Raw genomic sequence first — 11,576 nt, forward strand, 5'->3', positions numbered from 1 at the left:
TCGGTCCGGGGATCAGCTTCTCAAGCAGCTCGTCGGGAAGAATGGCGTCCGGCTTCGCGGCGGGGGTGGTCTTCTTGCGTGGCATGGGGGCTCCTGGAAGTCGTCATGGTAGGCCCCTCACACAAAAATCCTGACACCCTCATCTAAGCTGTTCGCCCCGCCCACCGCCCCCGCTCAGGGACGCAGATACACGAAGCCCTCGCGTGCCTGTAACTTCGCCACCTCGGCCACGCCTGAGGGCACGATCTTCGCCTCCGGCAGCAGCTTGGCCGCGTCGATCTTGCGCGCCACCAGCGTGTTGTTGCAGACGCGGAACTCGACCCCCTTGTTGGCCAAGTCCGCCACCGCACCGGCAAACGGCTGGTCTTGCTGGTTGGTTGCCCCCTCGAGCAGAAAGTCGATCCCCAAGCCGTGCGTGACGACGACGATCTTGGCCGAGGGATCGGCCGCGAGGTGGTTGCGGATATTGCCAATCGCCCGCGAAGCTTGCGGGATGCCTTCGCTCAGGTGGTACACGACCTTGATCGGCTCGGCCGCGCGGGCGGCTGACGCCAGGGTCAGCGAAACGACGAATACGGTCAACCAACGCCACAACCACGTCATGATCTATGCCTCCAACGATCGACTGGGGGCACCCCCAGCCAGCGCGACGATTGTGGCGCAAAATACCAACCGGCTACACCCCGGGGTTTCCCGAACCATCACCCCTGGCAGGGGTTTCGGCGCATCCCCGCTCGGTGGGGGCCGGCGCCGTTCGGCGCGCGCGCGGATGCGCCGCTTCGTAGATGCGGCTCAGGTGCTGGAAGTCCAGCCGGGTGTAGACCTGCGTGCTGGCGATGCTGGCGTGCCCGAGCAGCTCCTGTACCCCGCGCAGGTCGCCGCTGGACTGCAGCACGTGGCTGGCAAAGCTATGGCGCAACACGTGCGGGTGCACGTGCACACCCACGCCCGTCTGGGCACTCCAAGCCGCCAAACGGCGGCGCGCCACTTGCGGCGTCAAGCGCTCGCCACGCGCGCCCAGAAAGACCGCCCCAGGGTCGGTGCCACGCACCCACGTCGGGCGCACCCGCAGCCACGCCGTCAACGCCGCAACGGCCGGTGGGCCCATCGGCACGCTGCGCCGCTTGCCGCCTTTGCCCACGACATGCACCTCGCCCGCGGCCAGGTCGATCCAGCCGCCACCGTCGCGCCCGGGCTGCAGATCGAGCCCGAGCAGCTCGCCGATGCGCAGGCCGCAGCCGTACAGCAGTTCGACCATGGCGTGGTCGCGCTGCGCCTCGGCCTGCGCCTGCGGCGACGCGGTGGGCGCGGGCGGCGGCGCGCCCTGCACCAGTTGCAGGGCCGCCTCCACGGGCAACGCCTTGGGCAAAGGACGCGCCGCCTTGGGCGCGCGCACGCCCTGCAAGGGATGCTGCGCGATGCCTCCCTGCCGGCCGAGCCAGTCGTAAAAACCGCGCCAGCTCGACAGCACGAGCGCAATGCCGCGTGGCGCGCGCCCCGCCGCGTGCAGCTGCGCCACCCAGCGCCGCACATGCGAGGCGCGCACGGCGCCCAGCGTCAACCCTTGCGCGTGGGCGCGATGGCACAAGTCCTGCAGGTGGCGTTCGTACAGGGCCACGGTGCGCGCGGCCAAGCGTTTTTCGACCCGCACATGGGTCAGGTATGCCGCCACCCGCGCGGCGTCGTCAGCGACTGCATCCATCGGCCCCATCTCCCGGGGGCAACAGGCGGCCCAGGGCGACTGCGGCCAGCTCGCCGATGCGCGCCAGAAAGTCGGTGCCGGCACTGGCCTGGAAGCGCCGTGCATCGGGCGAACCCAAGACCAGTAGCCCAAAGGCGGGCTGCTGTACCGCGCGGCGCAGCGGCAGCAACGCCACCGAGGCCACCGCCGCCGGATCGGGCAGCCACTGCACCGCCTCCACACCCGGATTGGCCCCGCAGTAGGGTTGCGGCAGTGACGAGGCGAACGCGCGGGCGTCGTCACTGACGCCCTGGGCAAACGGGGCATTCGTCCACGGCACATCGACGCCCCAAACCTTGAGCGCCACCATGGGCACGTCGAACTCGCGCTGCAAGCCCTCGATCACCGCCGCCGGCAACGCGTCGGGCGCCTCGACCGCGAGCAACCCACACGTCCAACGGTGCAGCCGCTGCAGCAGCGCGGTGTTGTCCTGTCCGTGGCGGATCATCTCGGCCGTGCGCAGCTCGAGCTGCCGCAGCCGCTCACGCAGGATCTCGACTTGGCGCTCCAACAGGCTGACGGCCCTGCCCGCGTGCGGGCTGGTCAGCTGCACCGAGGCCAGCACATCCGCATGCCGCTCGAAAAAATCGGGGCTGTTGACCAGAAACTGGACGATATCGTCTTCGGTGATCGGTTGCAGCGGGGCGGTGGGATTCAAGGGCGTCTCCTGCGGTCGCCGCGCCAAGGCGGCTTGACGCGGATTGTCGCGCATCAGCAGCTATCCGGCACATCCACCACGCCGCTGAATACCGGCTCGGCCGGACCGGTCATGCGCACCGTGCTGTGCAGCCCCTGGTGCGCCGGCCACTCGATGGTCAAGCGCCCTCCTGGCAAATCGACGTCCACGCGCTCGTCGAACCACCCCAGACGAATACCCGCCACCACCGCGGCACAGGCCCCCGTGCCGCAGGCCAGCGTTTCGCCGGCGCCACGCTCGTACACGCGCAGCCGGGCGCGCCCGCGATCGAGCACCTGCACGAAACCCGCGTTGACCCGGCGCGGGAAGCGCGGATGCGACTCGATCCACGGCCCCCACTGCGCCACCGGGGCCTTGTCCACGTCGTCGACACGCAGCACGGCATGGGGGTTGCCCATCGACAACACGGCCAGCCAACACTCGGGGCCGCCGTCCGGTGGGGTCAGCGGCCAGCGGCACCAGTCCCCTTCGGCCCGTGGCACGAGCCCTGCGGTGTCGAACGGCACGCGCGCCGGCTCGAACACGGGCGCGCCCATGTCCACTGTCACGCGCCCGTCGTCTTGACGCAACAGCGTCAGCACCCCGGCGCGGGTCTGCACCCGCACCGACCGGGCCTGCGTCAGCCCGGCATCGTGCACATAGCGCGCAAAGCAGCGCGCGCCGTTGCCGCAGTTTTCCACCTCACCGCCGTCGGCGTTGTGGATCACGTATTCGAAATCCACGCCCGCGTGCGGCGCGGGCCGCACGCGCAGGATCTGGTCGGCACCGACCCCGAAATGCCGGTCGGCCAGCCAGCGGATCTGCGCTTCATTCAGGGGATAGCGCGTGCGCGTCTCGTCAAGCACGATGAAATCGTTGCCCGCCCCCTGCATCTTGGTAAACGGCACCCGCATCAACTCGCCTGCTCCGCGACGAAGATCTCCACCCGGCGGTTGCGCGCGCGGCCTTCGGCGGTGTCGTTGCTGGCCACTGGCTCGCGCGAGCCACGCCCATCGATGGCGATGCGCTGGATCGCCACCCCGCGCGTGACCAGGTAGTCGCGCACGGCTGCCGCGCGATTGATCGACAGCGGGTTGTTGATGGCGTCGCTGCCCGTGCTGTCGGTGTGGCCGACGATGGTCACGCGCGCCGCCGGGTTGCGCTTGAGGCCCTCGGCAAAAGTGTCGAGCACGGAGCGGAAGTTGGGCTTGATGTCAGCACGGCCGACGTCGAACGAAATGTCGCTCGGGATCTCGAGCTTGAGCCGGTTGTCCGCCGTCTGCGTCACGGCCACGCCGGTGCCCGCGGTGGCGGCTTCCATCTCGCGCTTTTGCTGCTCCATGCGGCTGGACCAGACGTAGCCGCCCAGCGCCCCGGCCCCGGCCCCGATCGCCGCCCCGCGCACCGCGCCCTTGCTGCCGTCGGTCACCGCGCCCAGCACGGCCCCCGCCGCCGCGCCGATCATCGCGCCCTTAGCGGTGCCGGACTTTTGCTCTTCCGACATATTGGCACAGCCCGCCAGCAGCACGGCACTGGCCGCGGCCATCGCCATCGATCCGCGCATGAATGTCCGTCGAATCGTCATCACCGTCTCCTTGTCTTGCGCGCCCCAAGGCGCGATTCATTACCATTGTGCGCCAGCTTCGCGCGCAAGGCCACCCTGCCCGCGGCTTTGTTACCAACGGTCACACTCGACACCCACCATGGTCCGACCGCATCTGCGCCTGCGTCCGCCCGCACCGCCCGCCGAGCCGCGGCCGGCCTCCACTTTGCTGTTGGTGCGCGATGGCCCGCAGGGGCTGGAAATACTGATGACCCGGCGCTCGGCGCGCGCCCGCTTCGCGCCAGGGGCCTACGTCTTCCCCGGCGGGGCGATCGACGAGGCGGACCGGGCGGCCATCGACGACCCCGCCCTGGCCTGGCGGCGCGACCAGGAGGCGGCCGTGCGCCCCGCATTGCTGGCCGCCGTGCGCGAGACCTTCGAGGAACTGGGCATCTTGCTGGCACGAGACGCCCACGGTCGGTGGGCATCCCCCGACACGCTCGCGCGCCTGCAACGGCACCAGCCGCTGCTACCCCAATGCCACAACCGCGGGCTGACGCTGGCGCTGGACGAGCTGTGGTGGCTCGCGCACTGGATCACGGACCGCGACCTGCCGATTCGCTTCGACGTGCCGTTTTTCGTCGCCCCCATGCCGCCGGGCCAAACACCGCTGGCCGATGACCACGAGCAATTCGAGCCCGTCTGGATCACACCCCAGGCGGCGCTGCAGCGGCACGCGGCGGGCGACTTCCCGCTGGTCTATCCCACGGTGCGCACGCTGCAATACCTGCAGCGGCACGCCGACAGCGCCGCCTTGCTCGAGGCTTGCGCGGCGCACGGCGGCCCGCAGTGGGTCAGTTGTCCGCGCGCCGGCTGGTGGCAGGGGCGCGAGGCGCGCTTCATGGAACACGAACCCCCGTTTGGCGAGCTGGAGCTGACCTGCCCCGATGGCCAGCTCGAACACCACCTGGACTGGCGCCACGACGCCCCCGTCGCCCTGCTGCGGCACGTGCAACGCCTGACCGCCCCCAACCCGGGCACCATGACCGGCCCGGGCACCAACAGCTACCTGGTCGGCGAGCCCGAGACCGGCCACCTCGTCATCGACCCGGGGCCCCACGATGAGGCCCACCTGCAACGCCTGTTCGACGCCGCCGGGGGCGACATCCGCGCCATCGTCTGCACCCACTCGCACCCTGATCACGCACCGGGCGCCTACCCGCTGCAGGCGCTGTGCACCGCCGCTGGCCGGCCTACGCCAGCGGTGCTCGGGTTGCCCAGCGCCCCGACCACGCGCCCCGACAGCCGTTTCCAGCCCGAACGTGCCCTGGCCGACGGCGAAACGCTCGTGCTGCACGCTCCGGATGGCAGCCACCGACACACCCTGCGCGTGCTGCACACCCCCGGCCATGCAGCGAATCACCTGTGCCTGGTACTGGAAGAAGACGGCCTGCTGTTCAGCGGCGACCACATCCTCAACGGCAGCACCACCGTCATCGACCCACCCGATGGCAACATGGATGCCTACCTGGCGTCGCTGCAGCGCCTGCGCGCCGCCTGCGACACCTTCCGCATCCGCTACATTCTGCCCGCCCACGGGTACGTGCTGGGCGACGCAGCGCGCGCCATCGAGCGGCTGCACGCCCACCGCCTGCAACGCGAGGCCAAGATCGCGCGCGTCCTGGCGCAATACCCCAACGGGGATCTGGACACGTGGGTGCGGTACGCCTACGATGACGTGCCCGAGTCGCTGTGGCCGGTGGCCCGGCGCTCGCTGCTGGCGCACGTACAGCGGCTGCGGGGCCTCGCCGCGCGCCCCGGAAACCCTGAAAATGGGTGAAGTCTGCCGATACGCCGGATTCTGTGCGCCGGGGTTGCCCCCGGCGTGACCGTCATTCCTCTGGGCCGCCGGTCACCCGGTCGGCTCGGTGCCACCTACCCGCCAGCACGGCCCGCGGGCCACGGGCAGGGGTTGCCCCCAGGCTGGCCTACTTGGTGTTGCTGCGCGTAGAGATTGCCGCGTTTCACCCCGGTCTGAACCGGCTCGTCTCTGTGGCTCTGATCCGCACCTCGCGGTGGAGAGGCGTTACCTCCTACGCTGCCCTTTGCAGTCCGGACGTTCCTCCAGCGCACCCTTGCGGGCCTTGCGCCAGCGACGGTCTGGCAGACTTCACACCGCTATTATCCCGCAACGCCGGGCTGGCTGCACGCGTATCATCGGCACCGCTGCCCGATGACCACGGGCCCCGAGGACCCGACATGATCCGTATCGCCGAACTGAAACTCCCGCTGGAGGCGCTGCCGGTCGAAGTGCGCCGGGCCGCCGATGCGCCCGCCGAGACCGACGCCGACCGTGCGCCGCCGCCCCACCCGCTGGATGCCCTGCGCGCGCTGGCGGCGCAGACGCTGGGCATCGCGCCCGGCGCCATTGCGGCGCTGCAGGTGCACAAGCGCAGCTTCGACGCACGCGGCGCCGCCCTGCGCGCGGTCTACATCGTCGACGTGGCGCTGGCCGACCCCGCCCAGGAAGCGACGCTGCTGCAGCGCCTGGCGCGCCACCCGCACGTACAGCCCACGCCGGACATGGCGTGGCACCCGCCGGCCCGTGCCGCGCCAGACTGGGTACCGTCAGCGGGCGAGCGGCCAGTGGTGGTGGGGTTTGGCCCGTGCGGGATCTTCGCCGCGCTGACGCTGGCCGAGATGGGGTTGCGCCCGCTCGTGCTCGATCGTGGCCGCCCAGTGCGCCGGCGCACCCAGGACACCTGGGGTCTGTGGCGGCGTGGCGTGCTCGACCCGGCGTCGAACGTGCAATTCGGCGAAGGCGGTGCGGGACTGTTCTCCGACGGCAAGCTCTACAGCCAGATCAAAGACCCCCGCCACCTGGGCCGGCGTGTCATGCGCGCCTTCGTCGACGCCGGTGCCCCGCCGGAAATCCTCTACGACGCCCATCCCCACATCGGGACCTTCAAGCTCGTCAAAGTGGTCGAGGCGTTGCGCGCACGCATCGTGGCGTTGGGGGGCGAGGTGTGTTTCGAGCAGCAGGTGACGGACTTCGTCGTGGAACGCGACAGCGATGGCCGTCTGCACCTGCAAGGGTTGCGCGTGCGCGATCTGGCGCACGGCAGCGAGATCACGCTACCCGCGCAGCGCGTGCTGCTGGCGCTGGGCCACAGCGCGCGCGACACCTTCGAGCAGCTGCACCTGCACGGCGTCTTTCTGGAGGCCAAGCCGTTTTCGATCGGGGTGCGCATCGAGCACCCGCAATCCCTCATCGACCGCGCGCGCTGGGGACGACACGCCGGGCACCCGCTGCTGGGCGCAGCGGCGTACAAGCTGGTGCACCACGCCGCCAACGGCCGCGCGGTCTACAGCTTTTGCATGTGTCCAGGCGGCACGGTCGTGGCCGCCACCAGCGAGCCCGAACGCGTCGTCACCAACGGCATGAGCCAATATTCACGCGCCGAGCGCAACGCCAACGCCGGGTTGGTCGTGGGCATCGGGCCCGCCGACTACCCGCAGGGTGACCGCGACGCCTGGCACGCCGCGTTCGGCGCCGAACGCGGCGATCGCTACGCCGCGCAAGCCCGGGACTGCGTCAGCCGCGGCGTCACCCATCCGCTGGCGGGCATCGTGCTGCAGCGCCAACTCGAGCGCGCCGCCTACCATGCGGGCGGGGGTGGCTATCGGGCCCCGGGCCAGCAAGTCGGCGACTTTTTGGTCGGGCGCCCCTCCAGCGGCTGGGGCGACGTGCTGCCCTCGTACCGGCCCGGCGTCACCCCGGGCGATTTGGCGACGGTACTGCCCGCCTACGCGGTGGCCGCCATGCGCGAGGCGCTGCCGGCGTTTGGCCGCCAGATCCGGGGCTACGACCGCCCCGACGCCGTCCTGACCGGGGTCGAGACGCGCACCTCGTCGCCGCTGCGCATCACGCGCGGGGCCGACTACCAGAGCCTCAACACCCGCGGGCTGTACCCCGCAGGCGAAGGCGCCGGCTACGCCGGTGGCATTCTGTCGGCCGCGGTCGATGGCATCCGCGTGGCCGAGGCACTGGGCTGCGACTTGCTCGGCGTGCCTGCCCCGCCACCCGACCGCACCGTCCACGCCGGCGTCGCCTACGGTTGACGGTGCACCAAACGAAAGGGCGCCCATCTCTGGGCGCCCAACGTGGGGTCGGCCTGCTGCCGCTCACAACGCCTGCAGGGCGGCGATGCGCTCCTCGATCGGCGGGTGGGTGGCGAACAGCTTGCCGAGGCTGCCGGTAATGCCCAGTGCCTGCATCCCCTGCGGCAACGCACCGGGCTCCAAGCCACCCAAGCGCGCCAGTGCGTTGATCATGGGCTGCTTGCGCCCCATCAGCATGGCCGCCCCCGCGTCCGCGCGGAATTCACGCTGGCGGCTGAACCACGCCACGATGATGGCGGCCAGGAACCCCAGCACGACCTCCATCACGATGCTGGTGACCAGATAGCCGATCCCCGGGCCGGAGGACTCGCTGTCCCCGCGACGCAAGAAGCTGTCGACCACGTAGCCGATGACGCGGCTCAAGAACACCACGAACGTGTTCATCACGCCTTGGATCAGCGTCATGGTCACCATGTCGCCGTTGGCAATGTGCGCCACCTCGTGCGCCAGCACCGCTTCCACTTCCTCGCGCGTCATGTTGGCCAGCAGCCCGGTGGATACACCCACCAGCGCGTCGTTCTTGAACGCGCCCGTGGCAAACGCGTTGGGCTCACCCTCATAGATGCCGACCTCGGGCATGCCGATGCCGGCCTTGTCGGCGAGTTTGCGCACGGTGGCTAGCAGCCACGCCTCGTCCGCGTTGCGCGGCTGGTCGATGATGACCATGCCCGTGCTCCACTTGGCCATGGGCTTGCTGATGAGCAGCGAGATGAACGCGCCACCAAAGCCGATCACCAGCGAGAAGACGGCCAGCGCCGTCACATCCAGCCCGTTGGCGGTCAGGAACCGATCCACCCCGAGGATGCGGGTGGTGATCAACAGCACCGCCATGACGGCGAGGTTGGTCAGAACCAGCAGCAAAATGCGTTTCATGGGATCTCCAGTCAGCGTAACACGGGTGGTGGTTGCGATGCTATCGAGATGGGGCCACGGCGACCCGTTTTCAACCGTGGGCGTGGCCTGCGATTCCGTCGGCGCCCCGAAGTTCCACCAGCAACGGCTGATGATCTGACCACAGGGTAGCAGAATCGATCTGCACGCGCATGACGCGCGCGCGCAGGCCGGCGCTGACGAACGCGTAGTCGCACGTCACCGGATGGACACCATCCTCGTGCACGCGAAAAGTGGGCGGCTGCGCGGTCTCAGGCCGACACAGCCGCCAGGCGTCCCACCACAGGGGCTGGCCAACGGGACTGACAGCGCCCGTCAGCACGCCATACGCCGGATCGTCCGGGGCCGCGTTGAAGTCGCCCATCAGCACCGCATCCGCCGCGTGCGGGCGCGTCTGGAAAGGGGTATCCGCGCGCTCCTCGCCCAGGATGGGGGGATGGGCCGCCAGCTCGGCGGCCTCCTGCTGCCAGGCCAGCAGGGCGCGCGCCTGCGCCGTGCGCTGACGCAGGCTGTAATACGCCAGGTGGGTGCTGCCCACACGCAGCGGCCCCCAGGGGGCTTGCACCGTCAGCGCCGCCAGTACGCGCGGCATCGAGGGCACGCTCGGGTCGGCCGGGTACGGCAGCGCCACATGCTGCACGCGCCAAACGGGCAGGCGGGTGGCGATCAGGTTGCCAAAGCGCTGCCGCTGCGCCAACCCGGGGCGCCACTCGTCCAGCGCCGGGGCGTAAAACACCTCATACCCCGGCAGCGCCGCGCGCACCTGCGCCACCTGGTCGGCGCCGTCGTGGCCCGCCAGACCCGGGTATCCCTGCGCCACCTCCTGCAGGGCGATCACATCGGGCTGCTGCCCCCACGCCAGCACGTGCGCGAGCACGCGGGCCACGTCCACGCGGCCATCCATGCCGCAAAACCACTGCACGTTCCAGCTCAACAGTCGCATCGGCGCCTCCTTGTGCCCGTGGCGCGGGCAGCCCCCGCTCAGGCCGCGGGCACGACGCGCCAAGCGAGCGTCTCGCCCGCGCGCAGGGGCTTGACCACGGCGTCCCCGAACGGGTAGCCCTGCGGCACGGCCCACGGCTCGCGCCGCAGCGTAACCGTGCCGCGGTTGCGCGGCAGGCCGTAGAAATCCGGCCCGTACCAGCTCGCAAAACCCTCCAGCTTATCCAAGGCCCCCGCGGCCTCGAACGCCTGCGCATACAGCTCCAGGGCGGCGGGCGCGGTGTAGCAGCCCGCGCAACCCACCGCGTGCTCCTTCAGGTGCGCCGCGTGCGGGGCGCTGTCGGTGCCCAGAAAGAAGCGCGGCGAGCCACTGGTGGCCGCCGCCACCAGCGCCTGGCGGTGTATCTCGCGCTTGAGCACGGGCAAACAGTAATAGTGGGGCCGAATGCCCCCCGTGAACAAGGCGTTGCGGTTGTAGAGCAGGTGATGCGCGGTGATCGTGGCGGCCAGATTCGGCCCGCCGTCGGCCACATACTGCGCCGCCTCGCGCGTCGTGATGTGCTCCAGCACGATCTTGAGGCCTGGAAAATCGCGTCGCAACGGCTCGAGCACACGCTCGATGAACACCGCCTCGCGGTCGAAGATGTCGATCTCGCCATCCGTGACCTCGCCGTGGATGAGCAGCAGCAGCCCCTCGCGCTGCATCGCCTCCAGCGTGCGGTAGGTCTTGCGGATGTCCGTCACGCCCGCGTCACTGTGGGTGGTGGCGCCAGCCGGGTACAGCTTGCAGGCCACCACGCCGGCTTCGCGCGCGCGCGCGATCTCGTCCGGCGGCAGATGGTCGGTCAGGTACAGCGTCATGAGCGGCTCGAACGACACCCCTGGTGGCACGGCGGCGAGGATGCGCTCGCGATACGCCCGCGCCTGCGCCGCCGTGGTCACCGGCGGCTTGAGGTTGGGCATGACGATGGCACGCCCGAACTGCGCGGCCGTGTGCGGCACGGTCGTGGCCAGCGCCGCACCGTCACGCAGGTGCACATGCCAGTCGTCGGGTCGGGTGAGGGTCAGAGAGTCGCGGGTCGTCATGGAAGGGTATTGTCGCACCGCCCCTTGTCTTTCCCCAAACCCGCCCCTATACTCAACCCGGTATTGTTCATATCCGGAAACAGACGATGCAGACCACCACCTCTCCCAAACCTTTTTGGAATCCGTGGCTGGCCGGCGTGGCGCTCGGCATCACGTTGCTGGCCACGTTCATCCTCACCGGGCACGGACTGGGCGCCACCGGCTTTACCACCCGGCTGAGCGCCTGGCTGGGCCTGCAGGTCGCGCCCGAGGCCATACAGGCCAACCCCTACCTGGGCGCCATGGCGCGCCCCGACATCCTCGACGGCTGGATCACCTGGCAGGTGCTGGGGGTGTTCGCCGGGGCGCTGCTCGGGGCCTTCATGGCCGGGCGGCTGCGCGTGCAATTCGACGGCGCCCAGCGCGTCGGCACCGGCAAGCGGGTGGCGACCGCGCTCATCGGGGGGCTGTTGGCCGGTTTCGGGGCGCGCGTGGCAGCGGGCTGCACCAGCGGCCTGGGCCTGTCGGGCGCCGCC

General features: G+C 70.3%; 11 protein-coding genes and 1 other RNA gene. 3 read left to right on the forward strand and 9 right to left on the reverse strand.

Features of this window, described 5'->3' with window-relative positions:
- Positions 1 to 174: 174 nt before the first annotated feature.
- From Q0716_RS09360 to Q0716_RS09380, 5 genes are all read right to left on the reverse strand, one after another.
- A complete protein-coding gene (locus Q0716_RS09360) occupies positions 175 to 603 on the reverse strand; it encodes a DsrE family protein (protein ID WP_299022451.1) in 429 nt (142 codons plus the stop codon).
- 73 nt (positions 604 to 676) lie between these two features.
- On the reverse strand, positions 677 to 1,702 hold the full coding sequence (locus Q0716_RS09365) for a tyrosine recombinase XerC (RefSeq protein ID WP_299022453.1): 1,026 nt from the start codon (positions 1,700 to 1,702) through the stop codon (positions 677 to 679).
- On the reverse strand, positions 1,686 to 2,399 hold the full coding sequence (locus Q0716_RS09370; protein ID WP_299022455.1) for a DUF484 family protein: 714 nt from the start codon (positions 2,397 to 2,399) through the stop codon (positions 1,686 to 1,688). The genes Q0716_RS09365 and Q0716_RS09370 overlap by 17 nt, the downstream gene beginning before the upstream one ends.
- A gap of 53 nt (positions 2,400 to 2,452) precedes the next feature.
- On the reverse strand, positions 2,453 to 3,331 hold the full coding sequence (dapF, locus tag Q0716_RS09375; protein WP_299022457.1) for a diaminopimelate epimerase: 879 nt from the start codon (positions 3,329 to 3,331) through the stop codon (positions 2,453 to 2,455).
- On the reverse strand, positions 3,331 to 3,981 hold the full coding sequence (locus Q0716_RS09380; protein ID WP_299022515.1) for an OmpA family protein: 651 nt from the start codon (positions 3,979 to 3,981) through the stop codon (positions 3,331 to 3,333). Before Q0716_RS09380 ends, dapF begins: the two co-directional genes overlap by 1 nt.
- A gap of 139 nt (positions 3,982 to 4,120) precedes the next feature.
- Between Q0716_RS09380 and Q0716_RS09385 the strand changes: the two genes are divergently transcribed.
- Positions 4,121 to 5,800 (forward strand): MBL fold metallo-hydrolase, encoded by a 1,680-nt coding sequence (locus Q0716_RS09385; RefSeq protein WP_299022459.1) that lies wholly within the window; start codon positions 4,121 to 4,123, stop codon positions 5,798 to 5,800.
- Here Q0716_RS09385 and rnpB read toward each other — a convergent pair.
- An RNA gene (rnpB, locus tag Q0716_RS09390) (RNase P RNA component class A) lies at positions 5,795 to 6,132 on the reverse strand. The genes Q0716_RS09385 and rnpB overlap by 6 nt on opposite strands.
- A gap of 87 nt (positions 6,133 to 6,219) precedes the next feature.
- Between rnpB and Q0716_RS09395 the strand changes: the two genes are divergently transcribed.
- The gene (locus Q0716_RS09395) at positions 6,220 to 8,082 is read left to right on the forward strand and encodes an FAD-dependent protein (RefSeq protein WP_299022498.1); all 1,863 of its coding nucleotides are present in this window, start codon (positions 6,220 to 6,222) and stop codon (positions 8,080 to 8,082) included.
- 63 nt (positions 8,083 to 8,145) lie between these two features.
- On the opposite strand, the gene htpX is transcribed toward Q0716_RS09395, so the two are convergent.
- The 3 genes from htpX to pyrC all read right to left on the reverse strand — a co-directional run bounded on the left by htpX (position 8,146) and on the right by pyrC (position 11,061).
- A complete protein-coding gene (gene htpX / locus Q0716_RS09400; RefSeq protein ID WP_299022506.1) occupies positions 8,146 to 9,015 on the reverse strand; it encodes a protease HtpX in 870 nt (289 codons plus the stop codon).
- A gap of 70 nt (positions 9,016 to 9,085) precedes the next feature.
- Positions 9,086 to 9,976 carry an endonuclease/exonuclease/phosphatase family protein gene (locus tag Q0716_RS09405; protein WP_299022509.1) on the reverse strand — a complete coding sequence of 297 codons (891 nt, stop codon included), beginning with the start codon at positions 9,974 to 9,976 and terminating at the stop codon, positions 9,086 to 9,088.
- A 38-nt stretch (positions 9,977 to 10,014) separates the two neighbouring features.
- Complete coding sequence (gene pyrC, locus Q0716_RS09410) at positions 10,015 to 11,061, reverse strand: dihydroorotase (protein ID WP_299022512.1); 1,047 nt, start codon at positions 11,059 to 11,061, stop codon at positions 10,015 to 10,017.
- Between the two features lie 86 nt (positions 11,062 to 11,147).
- On the opposite strand from pyrC, the gene Q0716_RS09415 reads away from it, so the two are divergent.
- Positions 11,148 to 11,576: YeeE/YedE thiosulfate transporter family protein (locus tag Q0716_RS09415; protein WP_299022513.1), on the forward strand; the 429-nt coding region annotated here is incomplete at its 3' end.

Source organism: uncultured Tepidimonas sp. (genome assembly GCF_938045175.1).
GTDB lineage: Bacteria > Pseudomonadota > Gammaproteobacteria > Burkholderiales > Burkholderiaceae_C > Tepidimonas.

What these genes read in the sequence shown, in the direction of transcription:
- Q0716_RS09360 (WP_299022451.1), bottom strand. Translation starts at nt 603, where the DNA reads ATGACGTGGTTGTGGCGTTGGTTGACCGTATTCGTCGTTTCGCTGACC.
- Q0716_RS09365 (WP_299022453.1), bottom strand. Translation starts at nt 1,702, where the DNA reads ATGGATGCAGTCGCTGACGACGCCGCGCGGGTGGCGGCATACCTGACC.
- dapF (WP_299022457.1), bottom strand. Translation starts at nt 3,331, where the DNA reads ATGCGGGTGCCGTTTACCAAGATGCAGGGGGCGGGCAACGATTTCATC.
- Q0716_RS09380 (WP_299022515.1), bottom strand. Translation starts at nt 3,981, where the DNA reads ATGCGCGGATCGATGGCGATGGCCGCGGCCAGTGCCGTGCTGCTGGCG.
- Q0716_RS09385 (WP_299022459.1), top strand. Translation starts at nt 4,121, where the DNA reads ATGGTCCGACCGCATCTGCGCCTGCGTCCGCCCGCACCGCCCGCCGAG.
- Q0716_RS09395 (WP_299022498.1), top strand. Translation starts at nt 6,220, where the DNA reads ATGATCCGTATCGCCGAACTGAAACTCCCGCTGGAGGCGCTGCCGGTC.
- htpX (WP_299022506.1), bottom strand. Translation starts at nt 9,015, where the DNA reads ATGAAACGCATTTTGCTGCTGGTTCTGACCAACCTCGCCGTCATGGCG.
- Q0716_RS09405 (WP_299022509.1), bottom strand. Translation starts at nt 9,976, where the DNA reads ATGCGACTGTTGAGCTGGAACGTGCAGTGGTTTTGCGGCATGGATGGC.
- pyrC (WP_299022512.1), bottom strand. Translation starts at nt 11,061, where the DNA reads ATGACGACCCGCGACTCTCTGACCCTCACCCGACCCGACGACTGGCAT.